This is a genomic window from Roseibium marinum (genome assembly GCF_002906165.1).
GTDB classification, from domain to species: domain Bacteria; phylum Pseudomonadota; class Alphaproteobacteria; order Rhizobiales; family Stappiaceae; genus Roseibium; species Roseibium marinum.
Genome location: NZ_PPCN01000005.1, coordinates 179,710 through 200,104 on the forward strand (window position 1 = coordinate 179,710; position 20,395 = coordinate 200,104).

Below are 20,395 nucleotides of genomic sequence, written 5' to 3' on the forward strand. Positions count from 1 at the left end.
AGCGCATTCCTTGTTTTTCGTAAGGTCTGGTTATCTGACGAGGAAGACGGACACGTCCGAGTGTGTCGCGATGCGTCCACCGTTGGAGGGCCAGAAATGATCGGAAAGATGGGGAATGTGCGTTTGCATCACCACCAGATCGGCCCCGCTCTCATGAATGGCCTTCAGCAGGGCGTGATCCAGATCCACGGCGGGATCATGGGAGAACACGGCGTGGCCCGAAGCCGTGACGCCGTGTTTTTCGGCCTGCGTGGCGGCAAAGGAGTCGAGCCTTGCCCGGAATTCGTCCGGCGTATGCCCGAGCGCACCCGGCGCCGCGGAGGTGACGGCGGCAAAGACAATCGGGATGTCGTCTATTTTCGCAAGGTAAGCAGCCGTGGATACTGATTTTTCCAGTTTATCCGCATGGCTCAGATCGATTGGAATGAGTATTTTTTTGAACAAACGTCCCTCCCTTTTTCACCAAGGCAAGAACATCTGGAATTCCTGCCTACGATTTGGACCGGCGGAGGTGCCGCTTTAATATACGTTTGCTTTTATTCCGGTTTCCGACGGCCCCTGGATATCTAACGCTACAGTGGCATATGCCGGGAGGGAGGTCAAAGAAGCGACAAAATAAGGTTCTCAACCGACCAGGCATGGCGGGTAACGGCCGGTTTCAATCCTTACGCAGGGTTCACCTGCGGGCAATCAGTCCGTGGTAGGAGCCGGTTCGGATCCGAAGATGACGCATTTGTTGCGGCCGGAGGCCTTGGCCTGGTAAAGCGCGGTATCGGCCTTTTGCATCAAGGTGGAGAACTCGATATCTTCGCGGGCGGCGACGGCGAGACCCATGCTGCAGGTGATGGTCTGTTCGATCTGTTCCATCTGAAGGTCCGTAAGGATCTTGCGGCGCAGTCTTTCACAGACCAGCAAGGCTTCGTTCTCCTGTGTCTCATGCAGGATCAGGCAGAATTCCTCGCCACCGACCCGGCCGAACACATCCACAGCCCGCAAGGCGTTGCTGATGGACCTGGAAAATCGTGCCAGCACCTCGTCTCCCGCGGCGTGACCGAACTGGTCGTTGATCTGCTTGAAATTGTCGATATCCAGCATGACGGCGGTGAAGGGCTGCTTGGATCTGCGGAAGCGCTGAATTTCCGTGTTGGCGCGTTCCAGAAAGGCACGCCGGTTGAGGACCTGGGTCAGATCGTCGATGCTTGCGACCCGCTCCAGATTGATCTTGGCGTCCATCAGTGCCTGGTGGTCGCGCTGGCGGGCGATTTCATGACCTATCCAGTCCGCGAACTGGCGGACGATCTGAATTTCAGCCGCGGTGAAGTCGCGCTTGCGGGGTTCGGGGGCCGAGAAGTTGATGGTGCCATGAGGGACGCCATCGATGAGCAGCGGCGCGCCGATATAGGTTTCCAGGGCAAACAACTCGTAACAGGGGTGCTGGGCGAATTCCGACTGCGCGGCATTTGCGGTCGCGATCGGACCGTTGGCCTGAAGTGTCAGGGCGCAATAGGTATCGCCAAGGGGAAAGGTCGTGCCGGGAACAAGCTCACCCTCGGGAGCATGGGTGTGAGTGAGTGTGTAGCGATCTTCGTCGATATCGCTGATAATGCCGAACGGCAGCTCGAAGTGTTCACAGCCGAGACTCAGGATTTCCGCGATTTTTTCCTCGTGACAGAGTTCGCGGGTTGATGTGATGGCATAGAGTTCGGCCAGGGTCTGTTCGGTTTTCTTGCGGTCGGTTATGTCGTTGACCAGGACAACAAGCCCTTCGACGTCGCCCTGGTCGTTGACGCGGGGATTGCAATCCAGGTGACATTCGCGCCGGACGCCGTCCGGGAAATTCAGACTGACTTCCGAGGCAACCTTTTGACCCAGGAGCGCCTGGCGGAATATTGGCCGCAGCACCTCGCGTTCCTTCCAGGGCAGTCTGTCACGCAAGGATGTGCCGATCAGCTCTTCGGGCGAACCGTCGAACCATTCACAGCCGGTCTTGTTGATGAAAACGCACAGCCCTTCCAGATCGATTTCGGTTATGCTCGCCGAAACGTTGTCAGCCATCAGGGACAGGTTCTTGTAGGCGCTTTCCGCGCGGGCCCTGGCTTCCTTCAGTTCGGTGATGTCGGCGCGGATCCCCGCTGTGCCCCCGCTTCGCGTGCGGGTTTCCGAGATCCTCAGCCAGCGGCCATCCGCCAGGTTCTGCTCGATGACGGATCCGTCGGCTTTACGGTGTTTTTCCAGGCGCTGCCCGATCCATTCGTCGTCACTCAGGCCGCCGGTATTGTACTGGCTGCTGTTCAGGCCGAAACGCAGAATGTCTTCAAACCGGCTTCCCGGAACGATCGCGGCGGTGGAGTGGGTATAGATATCCCGGTAATTGTCGTTGCAGATGATGAGGCGGTCGTCGCTGTCAAAGATGGCGAAGCCTTCCGAAATCGCCTCGAGCGCGTCTTCGAGCGTCAGGGCGACGTCGCTGAGCTTCTTTTCCAGCGCCTTGCGCTCGCTTATGTCGCGAACCACGAACAGAAAGCCGGAAAGAATGTCCGTTGAATTGAATATCGGCGCGTTGACGACTTCCACGGATGTCGTCGTGCCGTCGCTGCGGATCACTTCGAACGCATAGGCTTTTTTCCGGGCCTGCGGGTCCTCGGGGGAGCGATACAGTTCACCGATCTCTTCGAATTCAGCGGGATCGGCGAAAAACCGTTTTGTCCTGGTGCCGACAAGGTCCCCACGCTCGACGCGCAGCAGCCGTGCCACGGCCTCGTTCGCATATACGATAATCCGGTCCGGATTGGTCACCAGAACACATTCGTTCAACGCACCGAACGATTGTTCCAGATCCAGGGTAATGCTTTCAGCCATCTCCGTCCTGCCGATTTTTGTTCCGGTCGGGTCCTCTTTATTAAGGTTGAAAACTTTAATAAAGAGGATACGTGGAGCCGCTTATTGGAATTGAAATTTATTTTACTTTCCTGAAATTCATTATATCATTGGTATTAATGCGTAATTATAGTTATTTTGTAGTTTTCTTCAAGAAAGAATCGATTTTCTCAAGGGCAGTTTTGATGTTCTGTGTCGAATTGGCATAAGAAAGCCGGATGTAACCTTCGCCGAGTACACCGAAGTCCGGTCCGCCAATTACGGCGACACCGGCTTCTTCCAATAAGGCGGCGGCCAGCTTCTTGGCCTGCCAGCCGGTATTCTTGATGTTCGGATAGGCATAAAAAGCCCCGAGCGGTGTCCGGCAGGAAATCCCCTCGATCGCGTTCAGTCCCTCGACGACCACCTTGCGGCGGGTGTCGAATTCCGCGACCATTGCCCCAACGGCATCCTGCGGTCCGGTCAGGGCGGCCAGTCCGGCATATTGCGCCGGTGCGTTGACACAGGACCAGGCGTTGACCGCGAGTTTTCGGGCCTTGTCGATCAGAGCATCCGGCCAGAGGGAAAATCCCATGCGCCAGCCGGTCATGGCGTAGGTTTTGGACCAGCCGTCCAGCAGGATCAGACGGTCGCGCAAGCCCTGGAATTCCAGCAGGGAAACATGTTCCATGCCGTCATAGGTCATCTGCGAATAGATCTCGTCGGAAAGCACGGCCACATCGGGATAACGGTCGAGGCCCGCGGCCAGCTTTTCTATTTCGCTTCGAGGCGTGACGCCGCCCGTCGGGTTGGCGGGGGAGTTGAGGATGAGAAGGCGGGTCTTATCCGTGATCAGGGAGAGGGTTTCATCGGCGGAAAAGGCGAAATCGTTTTCCTCGCGGATCGGGACCGGAATGGGGCGGGCACCGGTGAATTCGATCATCGAGCGGTAAATGGGAAATCCCGGATCGGGATAGAGAATGTTCGCGCCCGGCTCGCCGAACATCAGTATGGCCATGAACATGGTGACTTTGCCGCCCGGTACGATCATGACGTTGCCGGGGTCCGTTTCCGTGCCGTGGCGCCGGAGCAGATCCGCGGCCACGGCTTCGCGCAAGGGGGCGATGCCGGTCGCCGCCGTATAGCCGTGATGCCCGTCCCTGAGCGCCTTGATGGCGGCCTCGACGATGTGCTCCGGCGTTCTGAAGTCGGGTTGGCCGATGCCGAGATTGATGATCTCGCGACCCTGCCCGGCGAGCTCGTTGGCCCTGGCCAGAACCGCAAAGGCGTTTTCCTCGCCAATCCGGTCAAATCCGGCGATCGTATGGAGCATCGGAACCTCCCCCGTATTTTCCGTTTCTGTGCGCAAAGGTTATTCGCCGAAGCGCTCGCTGGAAAGGCAGGAATGGCGGCAAACGGTTCGCAGCGGGACGGACACCTGCCAGCCGGCACGGGAAAATGCAGGAGCGCTCTCCCAATGCGCCCGCGATATGCTTATATTCCCGGCAAAGCAGCCTGCCTTCAGTGGGCGAATTGGAAATCCTCTTGCCAGGAAAAATGCATGATGTCTGCGACCCAGGACGCCCGGACACAGATCCCCGTTACAGTTCTGACGGGGTATCTCGGCGCCGGAAAAACCACTCTTCTCAACCGGATACTCACCGAAAATCATGGTCAGCGTTATGCGGTGATCGTCAATGAATTCGGCGAAGTGGGGATCGACAACGATCTTCTGGTCGAGTCCGACGAAGAAATATTCGAAATGAACAATGGCTGCATCTGCTGCACGGTCCGCGGGGACCTGATCCGCACCGTGCAGAACCTGATGAAGCGCAAGGGGGCTTTCGACGCGATCATCGTGGAGACGACGGGCGTGGCCGATCCGGCGCCGGTCGCCCAGACGTTTTTCATGGATGACGACGTTCGGGCCTCGGCACGGCTGGACGCGGTCGTCGCGGTAGTCGATGCCAGGCATGTTCTCCAGCGGCTGGAAGACACGGAAGAGGCCGAAGACCAGGTGGCCTTCGCCGATGTCATCCTGATCAACAAGACGGATCTCGTTTCGGCGGAAGAACTGGCGAATGTGGAGGCGCGGGTCCGCGCCATCAACCCTTACGCGGTTCTCCACCGCAGCGAGCGCTGCGGGATCGACATCGCCAAGGTGCTGGACCGCGGCGCCTTCGATCTCGACCGTATTCTTTCCCTCGATCCGCATTTCCTGGAACACGGCCATCATGCCGACGAGTGCGGTCCGGACTGCGATCATGATCATCATGATCACGACCACGGGGATCACGACCACAAGCATCACGATCATGGGAATGGCCACCACCATCACCACGAAGACGATCCGCATTCGGTGAAGAGCATCTCCCTGAGGGCGGGCGACCTGAACCCGGACATGTTCTTCCCGTGGATCAACCAGGTGACCCAGGTCCAGGGACCGAACATTCTGCGCATGAAAGGCATTCTGGCCTTCAGCGGCGATCCGCAGCGATATGTCATTCAAGGCGTGCACATGATCGTCGAGGGGGATCATCAGCGCGACTGGAAGGCGGACGAGCCGCGCGAGAGCCGGCTGGTCTTCATCGGCCGCGATCTCAACTGGGATGTGCTGAAATCCAGTTTTCAGGCCTGCGTGGCGTAACAAGGAATTGAGATTTGCCGACAGTTGCACCCGTTGATGTGGACGGTTTTGTCGTCCGCGCCGGTTTCTTGAAGAATTGCGCCTATTTCGCCTCCGGAGAAGGCGGGATAATCCTGTCGGAGAGAGGGGAGCGGACGCTTCAGCCGCACAAGGCCGGCTTGCTGGCGGCGGAACCCGCCAGGGACGGTACGGCGCTGATCACCTCCGGCGACGATGGCCGCATCTACCGGAGCGGCACGGACGGGTCTTCGGTGCTTGTCGCGGAACGGCCGCGCAAATGGATCGACCTGATCGCGTCCGGCCCGTCCGGTGCGGTCGCATTTGCCAGCGGACGCACGGCCTGGGTGCGCCTTGAGGACGGCCGCGAAAAGGAGTTCGTGCATGAAAGGGCGGTCGGCGGACTGGCGTTCGCCCCGAAGGGCCTGCGCCTTGCCGTTTCCCGGTATGACGGCGCGACACTGTGGTGGGCCGGTACGGACGGTGCGCCGGTGGAACTGAACTGGAAGGGGGCGCATCTTGGCACCAGCTTTTCCCCGGACGGAAAATATCTCGTCACAGCCATGCAGGAAAATGCCCTGCACGGGTGGCGGCTGGCGGACGGTCAGGACATGCGCATGACCGGCTATCCGGCCAAGGTCAAGTCGTTCAGCTGGTCGGTCAAGGGCCGTTATCTGGCGACCTCCGGAGCCAATGCCGCGATCCTGTGGCCGTTCTCCGGAAAGACGGGCCCGATGGGGCAGACGCCCCTGCAACTCGGCACGCGCGGCGACAATCTGGTCAGTGCTGTTGCCTGCCATCCCAAGGATGATGTCGCGGCGGTCGGCTATCAGGACGGCATGGTTCTCATGTGCCGGTTCGAGGACAATGCGGAAGTGCTGCTGCGGCGTCCCGGAAAAGGGCCTGTCTCCACGCTGGGCTGGGATGCGGACGGCGTCCGGCTTGCTTTCGGAACGGAAGCCGGAGAGGCCGGGATCCTCGGTCTGGCGGACTGAGTTCAGCCGGACCGAGCGGTTCGGGAACAGGAGTGAAGATGGCACGGGTCCTGATGTTGATGATCATGCTGGTAAGCGGCACGGCGACGTCTCAACTGCCGGAATTCTCCCAGCAGTACCGCCAGCGTCTTGGCGGGACGATCGATGCGCTTGAAGAGATCCTGGCGGATTTTCGCAGGGATGCCGCCGAACACGGACTGAGCCCGGTTGAAGCCATTGCACGCCAGAAAGCCTCCGGCGATCCGTTCATCAGGTCGCGTGGCGAAAGCATGGTCCAGGCCGAAATCCGGCTGAGCCGCCTGAAGCTGCAGCAGGAGGAACTGCTGACGGCGGGACCCGTGCAGCGGATGGTGATTTTCGCACGCGGTTTCGATCCGCAGTTGGCAAAGGCGACGGCCGAGGATTATGAACCCGCCGTGCCCGTCACGATTGCCGGCTTCGCCAGCGCCGGGGCAGGAGCGTTCGCGGGATTCCTGTTCATGCGCCTTCTGGCCGGTCTTGCGCGGCTGGGTCGCCGGCGCAGACCAAAGGGCGCGTAGATCGCCCTGAGGTCCGGTCATACGGGCTTGCGGAAAGGCTCTCTTTCATCCGGATAACTCTTTTGACCGCCGGGCGGTAAATACGCTAAGCAGTTTCTTTCAGAAGTGCCTCGGGCACGACCCGGCGGGAAGGAAACTGGATGGACGCGATCACACGGATGCGGTGCTTCATTCAAGTTGTCGATTCAAACGGATTTTCCGCCGCCGCCCGGGAAATGGGGCGCTCCAAGGCCCTGGTTTCCAAATATGTCGGCGAGCTTGAAGACGAGTTGGGTGTCCGGCTGCTGAACCGGACCACGCGCCAGGTCTCGCTGACCGAAGTCGGCGGAGCCTACTACAAGGAGGCGGCCGATATTCTTCAGCGGATCGACGACCTGCAGGCCTCCGTCCAGTCGTCGCACAAGGAAATCCGCGGAAGGCTGCGGGTGTCCGCGCCCAGATCCATGGGCGACGAGATGCTCAACAAGGCGATGATGCAGTTCCTGTTGCGGTATCCGGACATCATCCTGGATCTCAGGCTGGAGGACCGTTTCGTCGATCTTGTCGAGGAGGGCTTCGACCTGGCCGTCCGTGTGACGCAGATGGACGATTCCAGCCTTATAGCCCGCAAGATCGCACCATTTCGCACCGTCCTGTGCGCGAGTCCAGCGGTGGTCGAAAAATTCGGCGCGCCTCAGGTTCCAGCGGATCTTCTCACCCGTCCATGCATCATCGACACCAATCACCGGTTCAAACAGAACTGGATCTTTTTCGACAAGGGCGAGCGGCTGAGCGTGGCTGTGAAAGGGCCTCTGGAGGTCAACAGCGCCGCAGCGGCGCGGGAAGCGGCGCTGTGCGATCTCGGTTTTCTCAGAACGCCGCTGTTCTTTGTCGCCGAAGACCTCCGCAACGGACACCTGGTAACCCTTCTCGATGCTTTTGAGGAGCCCATGCGCGGCATTTACGCCGTTTATCCGCACCGGCGGCACCTGAGCGGCAAGGTGCGGGCTTTTGTCGACTTCCTCGTGGCGTGGTATGGCCCCGGAAGGTCCAGCAACGAACCAGACCCTAGAGCTCTTTAACGGTTATCTCAACGCAGGTTGAGGCGGGACCGGCATTTTCCGGTTCAAGTCATGAGCGATTCGGTTCTTCTCACGATACGGTCATGAACAAGCCGATATAAAAGAGGCAGAGGTTTTGTACCGGAAACCTCGAAGACGACTGGCTGCAGAATAATTATTTAAGTGATTCCAAAGGGAAGCGGATTGATCCGGAGTAGTTTGATTGACATTGGAAAAAAATAGGCAAAGTACAACTTGCAAATCCGAAATCCGCGTTAGAGACTCGTTCCATGAATGAAGCTCAGGAACAAATCGCCTCCGGTCTGGAACGGGTGTTCTGGAGCAGGGGTTTCGCGGAGCCGAGCGTTCCGGAGTTGCGCGCCGGCGTCGGCGTCAGCATGCGCACCCTCTACCGGTATTTTCCGTCCCGGGAAGCCATGATCCTCGGCGCGCTCGAGCACCGCCATCGCCGTTACCTCAGCTATGTGCGTGAAGGCGTCACGGAGCCGGGACTGGCGGCGGCGGAACAACTGTTCGACAAGCTGGGCGGCTGGATGCGCATGACGGACGGCAAGGAGTGTTTTTTCCGCCAGGCCCTGGCGGCAAATCCGGACAGCTCGGGCATCGAGGCGACGGTCAAGCGCCACAAGGGGGAACTGCTGAAGTTCTTCGGAGAGCTTAGCGGACAGGCGGGATTCGCATCGACCCTCTATCTGCTGCACGAGGGCGTCACCGCCTGTTATGCGGAAATGGGAGAAATCGCGGTCGAGGACGCCAAACGGCTGGTGCGCCAGATGTTCAAGACGGACAGTGACAAGCGGTTTTCCTAAGTCCGTTATGGGGCTTCGCCGTTCCTGACCGGCGGCATGCGCCGCCGTCTTCATTCCACAGTGCCGGCCTGTCTGCCGTCAGGTCTTTCCGGATTTCTCCAGTCTTTCCTCGGCCATGGCGTCCGCGACACGTTCCGGTGTCGTTTCTTCCGCCGAGGCCCTCTCGAAGATGACCGCAAGCGTGTCGCCGATCGCGACAGTCTTTTCGCGCACATGCGCGTCGTTGCCACCCGGTGTCGCCAGCGCGATGGAAATGACGCCGCCCGCATTGATCGCATAGTCCGGTGCGTAAAGAATGCCGCGTTTCTTCAGTGCGGCGCCGTCCGCGGGGGTTTGAAGCTGGTTGTTGGCGGCGCCGGCGACGATCCGTGCCCGGATCTGCGGCACGGTTCGGGCGTTGAGGCCGGCGCCCAGGGCGCAGGGAACGAAGATGTCGGCTTCGACCATGTGGGCCTCGGCCGGGTCGACGGCCAGCGCGCCGAATTCTTCAACAGCACGAAGGACGGCGGGCAAATGGATGTCGGACACAATCAGTCTGGCCCCGGCCTCATGCAGCCTGCGTGCGACATCGAAACCGACATGGCCGAGGCCTTGGACGGAAACGGTTCTGCCCTCAAGGTCGCCGTTGCCGAACACATGGCGTACTGAGGCCCGGATACCCTCGAAAACTCCGAGCGCGGTATAGGGAGAGGGGTCTCCCAGCCCGGTCGCCCTGGTGCCGCGCACGTGTTTCGTCTGCCGGGCAACGGCTTCCATGTCCTGCGGCGAGACGCCGACATCCTCGGCGGTTATATAGGTTCCGGAAAGCCGGTCCACGTGGCGGCCGAACGCCTCCATCATCGCGGCGGTCTTGTCCTTGCGCGGATCGGCGATGATCACTGCCTTGCCGCCACCCAGATCAAGGCCTGCGAGCGCGTTCTTGTAGGTCATGCCGCGGGACAGGCGAAGTGCGTCGGTCAGGGCATCGGACGGGTTGCCGTAGGGCCAGACGCGGCAGCCTCCGAGCGCGGGGCCCAGGGTCGTGTCGTGGATCGCGATGATCGCGCTCAGGCCGGTGTCCCTGTCCTTGACGAAAACAACGTTTTCATGTTCCCCCATTTCCGGATGGTCGAAAACGGCGCTGTGGCGGATCGTGGAGTGCAAGGCATTCATGGCGGGGTTGTCCGACTGATTGAGACTGCAAATATTTTAGGCCTGTTTCGGGGAATAATGTCTTTTTTGTCCTCATAATCTTGTCTATGCGGGATGAATTGTTCCGCCTGAACGGGAAAAGGCTGAAATTTGTTCCAAACGGATATTGCGCCGCACCCAAACGCCATTTTCCTGCCGTCTTCTCTGGCCTAGGTCGTGTAGCGTGACGTCTGATCAAACAGGTGATTCCGGTGCATTTTCGTCCAGCCTTCTTCCTCAGGGCCTTTCGTTCGGCCGCCAGCCGGATCCTGCTCGGAGCCAGCCTCTTTCCGGTTTTGCTGACCGGTGTCTTAGCGCATCCGCATGTTTTCGTGGAAGCCAGATCCAGACTGGTCTTCGACGATGAGGGCCAGGCCGTTGCGGTCAATCACGTTTTTCGGTTCGACGACGCCTTTTCGGCCTTCGCGATCCAGGGCTTCGACACGGACGGGGACGGTGTCTATTCGCGCGAGGAGCTGAGCGAACTGGCGAAAGTCAACGTGGAGAGCATGGCCGACTTCGGTTACTTCACCTTCGGCGACAACACCCGGATCGAGTTCGATTTCACCACGCCGTCGGACTACTGGCTGGAAGTCGAGGCGGTGCCGCTGCGGGATTACTGGGCGATGAAACCGGAAGATTTCGAGGCGATGGAGGAGGACGTCCGCATGAACGGCGGATCGATGCCGGAAAGCGTCGATCTTCTGGAACTGCATTTCACGCTGCCGCTCAAGGAGCCGAGCGACGCGGCCAATCCGATCACGCTCGACGTCTATGACCCGACATATTATGTCGATTTCCGGTTCGGCAGCGAAGACAGTGCCGTCGGCACGGTCAACGCCCCCGGCACCTGTCAGGTGAGCCGCAAGGAACCGCCGCCTCTGGACGATGCGACGGCCTATGCCCTCGCGCAGATCGGCGCCGACCAGCGGGGTCTGCCGCCGGAGCTGCAATCGGCCGCGGCGACTCAGATCAACCAGATGATCGTCAATTGCGCCGCTGCCGCAGGGGCCGGCGGATCCCTTCAGGTGTCCGCGGAAACGGACGGAACTGGAGTGACAGCGGCCGACAACGCGTCCTCCTCGCAAACCGGTGGCGCGGCGGGCACCGCGCAATCGCGGGCAGAGGCTGTCGTCAGCTCGGCTGAGACAATTGTTGCCGTGATCGATCCCCCTGTGCAGACGACCGTTCAGCCCAGATTGCTGGACACGGTCTTCGGGACGATCGCGATCAAGCAGAAGGAATTCTATCAGGCGCTGGTGGCAAGCCTCAGGTCGTTCCGCAACAATCCGAACGCCGTGTGGCTGCTCATGGGGCTGTCCTTTGCCTATGGCATCTTCCACGCCGCGGGCCCCGGCCACGGAAAGGCGATCATCACTTCCTATGTGGTCGCCAACAACGAGACCCTTCGCAAGGGTATTATTCTGTCTTTCGCGTCCGCTTTCGCCCAGGCGGTGACGGCCATCGTTCTCGTCGGTGGACTGGCGGTGGTGTTCAATCTCACCAGCATTGCCATTCAGGATACCGCACGCTGGTTCGAAATCGGTTCCTATGTGCTGATCACGGCGCTCGGAGGCTGGCTGCTCTGGCAGAAGGCCATCCGGCCACTCGTGGACGTTGCCGTCTCCCGGTTGGCAGGCGGGCAACTTGCCTATGCGGGGGCAGAGGTCCAGGGCCATCACCATCATCACGGGCATGGACATGGACATGGGCACGGGCACGATGACCACCATCATGCGGCGGGGCCGGACGGTGTCTGCGCCACCTGCGGTCATGCCCATGCGCCGACCCCGGACATGCTCGGCGGGCGTATCACGCTGGCGCGGGCGGCTTCCATTGTCCTGGCGGTCGGTCTGCGACCCTGCACCGGCGCTCTGATCGTGCTGGTTTTCGCCCTGTCGCAAGGCATGATCGCGGCGGGCATCGCCTCGACCCTGGCGATGGCCGTGGGAACCGGCATCACGGTTTCCCTTCTCGCCGGACTGGCGGTTGGCGCGAAGGATCTTGCGGTACGGCTTTTCGGCGAGGGAAGCCCGATGTCCGGCCGGATCCACAGAACCATAGAGATCCTGGGTGCGGCGATCGTCTTCCTGCTCGGCGTGACCCTGCTGATCGCGACTGTCGGCTGGGGGTAGGGCAGGCTCTTTGAGCGCCCTCTGCGCCGACCGCACTGCGCTGTCCCGGACTTGATCCGGGACCTCCTTCATTTTGCGTTATTGGTCCCGGATCAAGTCCGGGACGGCGCGGTATCATGCCATCCAGCAAAAATCAGGACCTGCTTGACAACAAACAGCGCTTCAATCCGTCTTCAAAGACCGAGGCGTTTTTCCCTGTAGGCGCGGACAGCTTCACCGAACGCCGCGAACAGCCTTTTCGACGGTCCGTCGGTCGTCACCCAGTATTCCGGGTGCCACTGGGTGGCGAGCACATAGCCGGGGCTGTCGGTGAGCGAGACCGCTTCTATCGTTCCGTCTTCCGCCAGGGCTTCGATTGTCAGGCCGTTGCCAAGATCGCCGAGCGCCTGCCGGTGAAGCGAATTGACCTCGAAGGGTTCGGCACCGAGCACCTTTTCCAGGCTCCCGCCGGCGGTGACCTCAACCGGATGGGCAATGCGGAAACGCTCCTCCTGATGCTCGGAGACCGGCGCGCGGTGGTCCTTGCGGCCCTCGATCGCCTGGATTTCCGTCAAGAGCGTGCCGCCGAGGGCAACGTTCAACTCCTGCATGCCGCGGCAGATGGCGAAGACCGGAACGCCGCGTTCGACGGCGCGCTTGAGGAGCGGCATTGTCGTTGCATCGCGGTCCGGGTCGTAGGGGCCGTTTTCCTCCGTCGGCTCCCGGCCGTAGAGCTGTGGATTGACATTGGAGCGGGAGCCGGTCGCCAGAACGCCGTCGACCTGGTCGAGCGCGGCGTCCAGATCGAGATCCGGCCCGAGCGATGGCAGGATCATCGGGATGGCATCCGAGCCCTTCAGAACGGCCTGAAGATAGGTCGAGACCGCGGCGTGCCAGTTGTAGCCGTCAACGGCTTTGACGTCTGCGGTTACCAGAACGAGCGGTTTGGTCATGTTGGGGCCTGTCGTGCGCGGAACAAGTCCGTTTGGAAGATGTTGGCGGAAGATATTCTAATCCAGTAATCCCAGATCCTGCGCAACCTTATAAAGCTGCGCGGCATTCTTGTTGCCGACCTTTTCCCGCAGATTCAGGCGGTGGGATTCGACGGTGCGGACACTGATGCCGAGGTCCTTGGCGACTTCCTTGTTCGGCTGGCCGCCGGCGATGGCGGTCAGGACCTGGCGTTCGCGCTCCGTCAGGCCGTAAGGATCTTCCACCGGGGCCGACGTGGTCGCGCCGACAAGGGTCGGTCCGACCGCGGCGGAGAAATAATATCCGCCGGTGGCGACGCTGGTGATGGCGGTGATCATCTCGGCGGACGAGATATCCTTCAGGATGTAGCCGCGGGCACCGGCCTGCACCACACCGCGCACATACTCCGGATTGTCATAGACCGACAGGATCAGCACCGCCGTTTCGGGCAGGATCTTGCGCACCTGCCTGGCCGCCTCCAGGCCGTTCATCACAGGCATGGAAACATCCATCAGGAGCACGTCAGGGCGCAGGTTTTCCGCGAGGCTCACGGCCTCACGGCCGTTGGTTGCCTCCCCGACCACTTCAAGGTCCGGCACTTTCAGCAGCCGTGCGCGGATGCCGTCGCGGACCAGTTCGTGGTCATCGGCGAGCAGGACCCGTATGGGCTTGTCTGTCTGCCGCCGCGCGGGCGAAGGTGAATGCGCTGTCATCTTCAGATCATGCCGCCTTTGCGAGCTGTTTGTCGAGCGGCATTTGGACCCATATGCGGGTGCCTCCGGCGGTCCTGCGGCTCAGGGTCAGCCTTCCGCCATAGGTTTCGATCCGTTCGCGCATGTTGCGGAACCCCAGGCCGCCCGATCTCGGCAGGGGGCGCGGCAGGCCGACGCCGTTGTCCTCCACCGACAGGACAAGGCTGTGCTGGCCGACTTTCAGGCTGATGGTGACTTCGGAAGCGCCTGCGTGACGGGCGACATTGGTCATGCATTCCTGCACCACCCGGTAGAGCGCGGTTTTCGCACCCTCGGACAGGCGTGTCTGGCACTGGTCGGCGGTGACGTTGACGACGATGCCGGACTGGTTCTGGAATTCCTTGCCGAGACTTCCGAGCGCGGCCGAAAGCCCCATGTCATCGAGCACACTCGGCCGCAGATCGCGGGAGATCCGCCGAACCTCGGCAATGGTGCCGTCAAGGGTCTTCAGGCATTTGGCAGCCTGGGTTTGCAGGTCCGGGCTGCTGCCGGCCTCGCTGTGGATCATTTCGACACCGTAGCGCACGGAAACAAGCAGCTGGGAAATGCTGTCATGGAGTTCGGTCGATACGCGTTTGCGCTCCTGCTCCTGAACCTGAAAGATCCGGTTGGTCAGCTCCTTCAGCCTGCTGTCGGCGAAGCGTTGTTCGGAAAAGCGCACGCCCGCGATCAGCAAGCCGGCGATGACGATCGCCGCGAGCGTGATCATGAAGGTCACGAGCAGCGTCTGCCGGATGCTGCCGGCAATGTCGGCATGGATCGCGGCGACTTCACGGGCGATGTCGTCTGTATAAAGGCCGGTCCCCAGCATCCAGCCCCATTTGTCGAGCAGGATCGCGTAGCCGAGTTTTTCCTCGACGGTGCCAGCGGAGGGCTTGTGCCAGACATACTGATGGAACCCGCCGCCGGCCTGGGCGGCCAGGATCAGGTTGCGGATCACATAGTCGCCATTGTCATCCTGAAGGTCCCACCAGTTGCCGCCGACCAGATGGGGCAGTTTGGGATGGACGATGTTGGTTCCATCGAGCGTATAGACGAAGAAATAGCCGTCATAGTCGAAGGTGAGGTGCTGCAGGATATCCTTGACCCGCGCCTGGGCAGCCTCGCGTCCGCCGGGTTCTTCGCGGTAGATCTGTTCGATCGATGTCAGAGCCAGGCTGACATAGTTGCGGATCTCCTGCCTTTTGGCGGACAGGATCCGCTGTTCCACCGCCTGGGTCTGCGCGTTGATCAGTTCGCGCGACTGATAATAGGTCGTACCGCCGATCAGGATGGACACCGCGATCAGGGGCAGGATCGTGATCAGCAGCAATTTGGTCTTGAACGTCACTGAATTCGCCCTTTTGTTGCGCGGATCTTTCCGGTCCCGGATTTCCCTTGCATGCGCTCAGTAGTATTACTGAAAAGCTACGCAGAACCACGAATAGCGCATCGCCCGTTTGGTCAACTAGACATACGGCGGGATCGGTGCAAGTGTGTATTTCGGTCCGATATCAGGTCCGTTTAGGGAGGAAACTAATGGATCGTCGTTCATTTATCAAAAAGGCTGGCCTTGGTGCCGGCGGTGTAGCAGCCGGCTCCGTTCTGGCTGCTCCGGCAATCGCCCAGGGCACCAAGGAAATGGTGATCGTGTCCACCTGGCCGCGTGATTTCCCCGGTCTCGGTGTTCCGGCACAGCGCCTGGCAGCCCGTATTGCAGAGCTGACCGAAGGTCGCCTCAACGTGCAGTATTTCGCTGCTGGCGAGCGTGTCGGCGCGTTCGATTCTTTCGACGAAGTCGCTTCCGGCAATGCTCAGGCCTATATCGGCGCTGACTACTACTGGAAAGGCAAACATCCGGGCTGGGCCGCTTTCACGGCTGTTCCGTTCGGGTTGACCTACACGGAAATGGACGCCTGGATCAAATACGGCGGCGGTCAGGAACTGTGGGATGAGCTGGCCGGTGAATTCGGTCTGAAGAACCTTGCCATGGGCAACACCGGCGTCCAGATGGGCGGTTGGTTCAACAAGGAAATCGAGACCGCTGACGACCTGAAGGGTCTGAAGATGCGCATTCCGGGCCAGGGCGGCGACGTCATGGCGAAACTGGGCGCTTCTCCGGTGTCCCTGCCGGGTGGCCAGATCTACGAAAACCTTGTTTCCGGCGCGATCGATGCAACCGAGTGGGTTGGTCCGTTCAACGACTACTTCATGAAGTTCTACGAAGCGGCCAAGTACTACTACTACCCGGGCATGCACGAGCCGGGCGCAATGCTGGCACTCGGCATGAACAAGGCGTTCTGGGATGGTCTCGACAAGATCGATCAGCAGATCATCGTCGCGGCCTGCGCGGAAGAAAATTCCAACACCATGGCGGAAACCAACGCCAACAACGGTGCCTACCTCAAGCGTCTCGTCGACGAGCACGGTGTCGAGCTGCGTGAGTTCTCCGACGAGATCTATGACAGCTTCGGTGAAGCCGCTCAGGAAGTTCTGGAAGAAGCGATGGATCATTCCCCGCTGTCCAAGAAGATCTTCGAGAGCGTGATCAATGCGCGCCAGGAAATCGGCAGCTACATGGCGATCTCCGACATTGCCTACAGCAACAAGCGCAACCGTTACCTCGGCATTCCGGGCTAAGCGGACCGCAGACAAAGGGGACGGGAGAAATTCCGTCCCTCTTTCATGGACAAAGATAAAAAGGCTCAGCCACGATGACGGCCTTGGACATGGTTCAAGACGGCTCGCCTGTTATGAAATCCGGTGAAACGCCTTCGCCGGAAAGCGCCCGCATCTCTCGCCTGTTCGGCTGGATCGTATTGGCCATCATGACGGCGTTTTTGCTCAACAACTATCTGACATACTGGCAGGACCTTCCCGGCATCGCTCCGATCTACGGCGGGGCGGCCAACGGGCCGCTGCCGATCCTCTGGTCATGGCTGCAGGTTGCGGTCTATGCGGCGCTGGTGCTCGGGGCCGTCGCCTATGTACTGAAAAGCGGCCGGACCCTGCGCGAGGACAGCCGCCGCATCAGCAATATCAACGCCTTTCTCATCCGGGCCGCGTTCTTTGCCGTGCTTATCGTCGGGCTCACCGACGCCGTGATCTCGTTCCTGCGCATCGAGGACTTCCTGTCCGACATCGTCGGCCAGCAACTTGCGGACGATCTCGGCCGGGCCCGGTTCCGCGGACCCTATGTGCACATGCCGCTGATCGCTCTGTCGGTCGTCATCGCGGCTTTCACCCGCACGCTCGGCTTCACCTGGCTGGCGCTCCTGGTTGTGGTCGCGGAACTGCTCATCGTGATCGGCCGCTTCGTGTTTTCCTACGAGCAGGCATTCCTGGCCGACCTGGTCCGCTTCTGGTACGCGGCGCTGTTCCTGTTCGCCAGCGCCTATACGCTGCTGGAGGAAGGGCACGTCCGGGTGGACGTCTTCTATGCGGGCTTGTCCACCAGGACCCAGGGCTTCGTGAACGCCATTGGATCGGTGATCCTCGGCATGAGCCTTTGCACCGTCATTCTTGTCATCGGACTGGGTGGCAAGCAGAACATCATCAACAGTCCTATCCTGACCTATGAGACGACGCAGGCGGGCTTCGGCCTGTTCGTGAAGTATCTGATGGCGGGCTTCCTCGGCGTGTTCGCCGTTTCCATGATGATCCAGTTCGTGGCTTATTTCATGGATGCGGTCGCCGATATTCGCGGTGAACCGGGCGGCCGGGATCACGACAGCCATTCAATTCAATAGCGCCGACGAGACCCGCCCGATATGGAACTCTTTTTCCTTCTTCTCCTAGTTCTCCTGATGGCGTTTGCGCTCGGCTCCGGATTTCCGGTCGCCTTCTCCCTGCCGGGATCCGCAATCCTAACCATCGGCATCGCGGCCGGAGCCGGTTACCTGTTCGCGGGTGATACCGGCGCCTATTTCTCGCATGGCGGCCCGGGTCAGTGGCTGAGCGCCGGGGTGACCAATTTCCGCGGCATCTACTGGGAGGCCGAGCGGGATACGCTGATCGCCATCCCGCTCTTCGTCTTCATGGGCATCATGCTGCAGCGTTCCAAGATCGCCGAGGACCTGCTGGTGACCATGGCGCGGCTGTTCGGCCCGGTTCCGGGCGGCCTGGGCATTTCGGTGGTGTTCGTCGGCGCGCTGCTGGCGGCGACCACCGGCATCGTCGGCGCGACTGTGGTGGCTATGGGGCTGATCTCCCTGCCGGCCATGCTGCGCAACAAGTATTCCGTGCCGCTGGCAACGGGCACCATCGCCGCGTCAGGCACGCTCGGCCAGATCATCCCGCCGTCCATCGTGCTCATCATCCTGGCCGATCAGCTTGCCAGCGCCGTCGATCAGGCAGGCTCCCTGCGCCAGACGCTCTTCAAGTCGAGCACCGGTGAGCTCTCCATGCCGTCGGACTTTTCGGTCGTCTCGACAAGCGCCGGGGAAATGTTCCTCGGGGCGTTCCTGCCCGGCCTGGTGCTCGTCGGGCTTTACATGCTGTTCATTCTCGGGTTCGCGCTGCTCAACCCGAAATCGGCGCCGGCCGTCCATCAGGAGGGCACCTTCACGCGCCAGTTCGCGGTCAAGGTCGTTCTCACGCTGGTGCCGCCGCTGGCGCTGATCTTCCTTGTGCTCGGCTCGATCGTCGCCGGTGTCGCCACTGTCAACCAGGCAGGCGCCATCGGCGCCGTCGGCGCCATGGTGATGGCCGGATACCGGCTGCGGGACGGCAAGCGCGGTGCCTATTCCCCGGCGATCATCGCCATCCTGGCCCTGCTTGGCCTTGCCCTGATCGTCAGTTTCCTCGGCGCGGTGAACATCAAGCTGATCCAGTCCAGCGACGATCTGCTGGCGCTGGTTCTGGCGATCATCGCCGTCTCCCTGCTGCTGATCGCGATCTTCTGGTCCGGCTGGCGCACGCTGAAACTGGAAAACACCCTGCGCGGCGTCATGGTGGAGACCGCCAAGACCACGTCGCTGGTATTCATCATCCTGCTAGGCGCGGCCATGCTGACTTCCGCCTTCCGGGCATTCGGCGGCGAGGACCTGGTGAAGGACTTCCTTCAGGGCCTGCCGGGCGGGTTCTGGGCGCAGTTCCTGATCGTCATGCTGGTGATCTTCGTCCTCGGCTTCTTCCTCGACTTCATCGAGATTGCCGTCGTGGTGGTGCCGATCGTGGCGCCGATCCTGCTGGCGGATCCGGAGGCCAACGTCACCGCCGTGTGGCTCGGCGTGATGATCGGCCTGAATATCCAGACCTCCTTCCTGACGCCGCCCTTCGGCTTCGCTCTGTTTTATTTGCGAGGTGTCGCACCGGCAGTTGTCAAGACCCTGGACATGTACAAGGGGGTCATTGCCTTCATCTGCCTGCAGCTTGTGGCTCTGGGGATCGTCGGGCTTTATCCGCAGTTGGTGAATTACCTGCCGAACCGGTCGACACTCCTGTCAGAAACAGCGCCTCCGCCGAAAAACCCGCGTCTGCAATATTGCATGGAAGCCCTTGTTCACGAGAAATTCCAGCAAAACGGCGACGGGCTTCTGGCCGCCATCCAGTCGGCGGGAACCATCGATACCAGCTACCTGCCGGAAGACCTGCGCGAAGATCTGGAGCAAGGCTTTGAAAAGGCCCGCGAAGCGATGCCGCTGATGCAGGCGATCAAGGATGCCGAACTCAAGGTGGCGGAAGCCGCGGTCGCCTACAAGCCGGTTCACGTCGAGGTCCGCGCGCTTGAACGCGATGCCCTGAGGATCGAGGAGCGGATCGGAGAGCTTGAAGTGATCGTCACCCGGTCGGGCGGCACCGGTGTCTTCACGGAAGCGCAGGGTAACCGTGCCCGGGAACGTATCGAGGTACTTCAGGCCGAGCATGACGCCCTGCTGGCGCAGATCCCTTCAAACTGGAAGGATGTCTACACGACATTCTCGAAAATCCAGAAAGAGGAAAACACGGCGCGCCTGAGCTACCGTCGGACCGTCGATCAGGCGTATGAACCGATCGTCGAACTGAAAGCGATCCTCGCCGATACCGATCTGGTGGCAAGTTTCCGGCCCGAGCTGGAAGCGCTGAAGGCTGAAGTGCCGGGGCTTGAACCGAAGGCGGCCGAAGAAGCGATTTCCGAGATGCGGTCCAGGATCGGCGACGCGGAAGGTACGAGCGACATCCGCAGCGGACTGAGCGAAGCCCGCAAGATCATGCGCAGCCGCCAGCCGGACGCGGAAGAAGCCGTGGCCGAAATCGACAAGTCTATCGCCGCGCTGGATGCCGATCTGGCCTGGCGCCAGAAGGCCGCCACGCAGATCCTGCCGCCGCTTGCCGCCTACGATGCGGCGGTCGGTGACACGATCGGCCTGCGCCAGCAGGACCGGTTGCCCACGGACATGGCCCTCGACGTCGCCTCATGCCTCTCCAGTCACAGGGATGTCTCGCTGAGCTTCTAGATCGATCTCTGCTGCCCCGGCCTTGCGCCGGGGCCGTTCTCCGCGTCCGGAAAGTCCCGGATCAGGT

At 60.9% G+C, this 20,395-nt stretch carries 16 protein-coding genes; 9 read left to right on the forward strand and 7 right to left on the reverse strand.

Annotated features, from left to right (window positions below):
* Positions 1-30 precede the first annotated feature (30 nt).
* The 3 genes from CLV41_RS13565 to CLV41_RS13575 all read right to left on the reverse strand — a co-directional run bounded on the left by CLV41_RS13565 (position 31) and on the right by CLV41_RS13575 (position 4,189).
* The gene (locus CLV41_RS13565) at positions 31-444 is read right to left on the reverse strand and encodes a universal stress protein (protein WP_103222945.1); all 414 of its coding nucleotides are present in this window, start codon (positions 442-444) and stop codon (positions 31-33) included.
* A gap of 246 nt (positions 445-690) precedes the next feature.
* Positions 691-2,859 (reverse strand): diguanylate cyclase, encoded by a 2,169-nt coding sequence (locus tag CLV41_RS13570; protein ID WP_103222946.1) that lies wholly within the window; start codon positions 2,857-2,859, stop codon positions 691-693.
* Between the two features lie 151 nt (positions 2,860-3,010).
* The gene (locus tag CLV41_RS13575; RefSeq protein ID WP_103222947.1) at positions 3,011-4,189 is read right to left on the reverse strand and encodes a pyridoxal phosphate-dependent aminotransferase; all 1,179 of its coding nucleotides are present in this window, start codon (positions 4,187-4,189) and stop codon (positions 3,011-3,013) included.
* 231 nt (positions 4,190-4,420) lie between these two features.
* Between CLV41_RS13575 and CLV41_RS13580 the strand changes: the two genes are divergently transcribed.
* The 5 genes from CLV41_RS13580 to CLV41_RS13600 all read left to right on the forward strand — a co-directional run bounded on the left by CLV41_RS13580 (position 4,421) and on the right by CLV41_RS13600 (position 8,904).
* On the forward strand, positions 4,421-5,503 hold the full coding sequence (locus CLV41_RS13580; protein WP_103223101.1) for a CobW family GTP-binding protein: 1,083 nt from the start codon (positions 4,421-4,423) through the stop codon (positions 5,501-5,503).
* 14 nt (positions 5,504-5,517) lie between these two features.
* Positions 5,518-6,495 carry a WD40 repeat domain-containing protein gene (locus CLV41_RS13585; protein ID WP_103222948.1) on the forward strand — a complete coding sequence of 326 codons (978 nt, stop codon included), beginning with the start codon at positions 5,518-5,520 and terminating at the stop codon, positions 6,493-6,495.
* 38 nt (positions 6,496-6,533) lie between these two features.
* On the forward strand, positions 6,534-7,034 hold the full coding sequence (locus CLV41_RS13590; protein ID WP_208987498.1) for a DUF2937 family protein: 501 nt from the start codon (positions 6,534-6,536) through the stop codon (positions 7,032-7,034).
* A 140-nt stretch (positions 7,035-7,174) separates the two neighbouring features.
* Positions 7,175-8,095, forward strand: a complete 921-nt coding sequence (locus tag CLV41_RS13595) for a LysR family transcriptional regulator (protein ID WP_103222950.1) — start codon at positions 7,175-7,177, stop codon at positions 8,093-8,095.
* A 269-nt stretch (positions 8,096-8,364) separates the two neighbouring features.
* Entirely contained in the window at positions 8,365-8,904 is a 540-nt protein-coding gene (locus CLV41_RS13600) for a TetR/AcrR family transcriptional regulator (protein WP_103222951.1), read from the forward strand.
* A 78-nt stretch (positions 8,905-8,982) separates the two neighbouring features.
* Here the strand turns inward: CLV41_RS13600 and CLV41_RS13605 are convergent, their stop codons facing one another.
* Positions 8,983-10,056 (reverse strand): Glu/Leu/Phe/Val dehydrogenase dimerization domain-containing protein, encoded by a 1,074-nt coding sequence (locus tag CLV41_RS13605; RefSeq protein ID WP_103222952.1) that lies wholly within the window; start codon positions 10,054-10,056, stop codon positions 8,983-8,985.
* A gap of 221 nt (positions 10,057-10,277) precedes the next feature.
* Here CLV41_RS13605 and CLV41_RS13610 point away from each other — a divergent pair, with 221 nt between their 5' ends.
* Positions 10,278-12,209 (forward strand): HoxN/HupN/NixA family nickel/cobalt transporter, encoded by a 1,932-nt coding sequence (locus CLV41_RS13610; protein WP_408013875.1) that lies wholly within the window; start codon positions 10,278-10,280, stop codon positions 12,207-12,209.
* A 173-nt stretch (positions 12,210-12,382) separates the two neighbouring features.
* On the opposite strand, the gene CLV41_RS13615 is transcribed toward CLV41_RS13610, so the two are convergent.
* The 3 genes from CLV41_RS13615 to CLV41_RS13625 are packed head-to-tail and all read right to left on the reverse strand — an operon-like array spanning position 12,383 to position 15,242.
* Positions 12,383-13,141, reverse strand: coding sequence for a gamma-glutamyl-gamma-aminobutyrate hydrolase family protein (locus CLV41_RS13615; RefSeq protein ID WP_103222953.1), 759 nt, complete (start codon positions 13,139-13,141; stop codon positions 12,383-12,385).
* A 57-nt stretch (positions 13,142-13,198) separates the two neighbouring features.
* Entirely contained in the window at positions 13,199-13,873 is a 675-nt protein-coding gene (locus CLV41_RS13620; RefSeq protein WP_103222954.1) for a response regulator, read from the reverse strand.
* A gap of 7 nt (positions 13,874-13,880) precedes the next feature.
* On the reverse strand, positions 13,881-15,242 hold the full coding sequence (locus CLV41_RS13625; protein ID WP_103222955.1) for a cache domain-containing protein: 1,362 nt from the start codon (positions 15,240-15,242) through the stop codon (positions 13,881-13,883).
* A gap of 188 nt (positions 15,243-15,430) precedes the next feature.
* Between CLV41_RS13625 and CLV41_RS13630 the strand changes: the two genes are divergently transcribed.
* The 3 genes from CLV41_RS13630 to CLV41_RS13640 all read left to right on the forward strand — a co-directional run bounded on the left by CLV41_RS13630 (position 15,431) and on the right by CLV41_RS13640 (position 20,328).
* Complete coding sequence (locus CLV41_RS13630) at positions 15,431-16,531, forward strand: TRAP transporter substrate-binding protein (RefSeq protein WP_103222956.1); 1,101 nt, start codon at positions 15,431-15,433, stop codon at positions 16,529-16,531.
* Positions 16,532-16,605: 74 nt separating this feature from the next.
* Positions 16,606-17,640, forward strand: coding sequence for a TRAP transporter small permease subunit (locus CLV41_RS13635; RefSeq protein ID WP_103222957.1), 1,035 nt, complete (start codon positions 16,606-16,608; stop codon positions 17,638-17,640).
* 21 nt (positions 17,641-17,661) lie between these two features.
* A complete protein-coding gene (locus CLV41_RS13640) occupies positions 17,662-20,328 on the forward strand; it encodes a TRAP transporter large permease subunit (protein WP_103222958.1) in 2,667 nt (888 codons plus the stop codon).
* The last annotated feature ends 67 nt before the right edge of the window (positions 20,329-20,395 follow it).

Excerpts from the sequence above, each read along its gene's own strand:
- CLV41_RS13570 (WP_103222946.1), bottom strand. The coding sequence starts at position 2,859 with ATGGCTGAAAGCATTACCCTGGATCTGGAACAATCGTTCGGTGCGTTG.
- CLV41_RS13605 (WP_103222952.1), bottom strand. The coding sequence starts at position 10,056 with ATGAATGCCTTGCACTCCACGATCCGCCACAGCGCCGTTTTCGACCAT.
- CLV41_RS13590 (WP_208987498.1), top strand. The coding sequence starts at position 6,534 with ATGGCACGGGTCCTGATGTTGATGATCATGCTGGTAAGCGGCACGGCG.
- CLV41_RS13630 (WP_103222956.1), top strand. The coding sequence starts at position 15,431 with ATGGATCGTCGTTCATTTATCAAAAAGGCTGGCCTTGGTGCCGGCGGT.
- CLV41_RS13640 (WP_103222958.1), top strand. The coding sequence starts at position 17,662 with ATGGAACTCTTTTTCCTTCTTCTCCTAGTTCTCCTGATGGCGTTTGCG.
- CLV41_RS13635 (WP_103222957.1), top strand. The coding sequence starts at position 16,606 with ATGACGGCCTTGGACATGGTTCAAGACGGCTCGCCTGTTATGAAATCC.
- CLV41_RS13595 (WP_103222950.1), top strand. The coding sequence starts at position 7,175 with ATGGACGCGATCACACGGATGCGGTGCTTCATTCAAGTTGTCGATTCA.
- CLV41_RS13575 (WP_103222947.1), bottom strand. The coding sequence starts at position 4,189 with ATGCTCCATACGATCGCCGGATTTGACCGGATTGGCGAGGAAAACGCC.
- CLV41_RS13580 (WP_103223101.1), top strand. The coding sequence starts at position 4,421 with ATGTCTGCGACCCAGGACGCCCGGACACAGATCCCCGTTACAGTTCTG.
- CLV41_RS13615 (WP_103222953.1), bottom strand. The coding sequence starts at position 13,141 with ATGACCAAACCGCTCGTTCTGGTAACCGCAGACGTCAAAGCCGTTGAC.
- CLV41_RS13620 (WP_103222954.1), bottom strand. The coding sequence starts at position 13,873 with ATGACAGCGCATTCACCTTCGCCCGCGCGGCGGCAGACAGACAAGCCC.
- CLV41_RS13600 (WP_103222951.1), top strand. The coding sequence starts at position 8,365 with ATGAATGAAGCTCAGGAACAAATCGCCTCCGGTCTGGAACGGGTGTTC.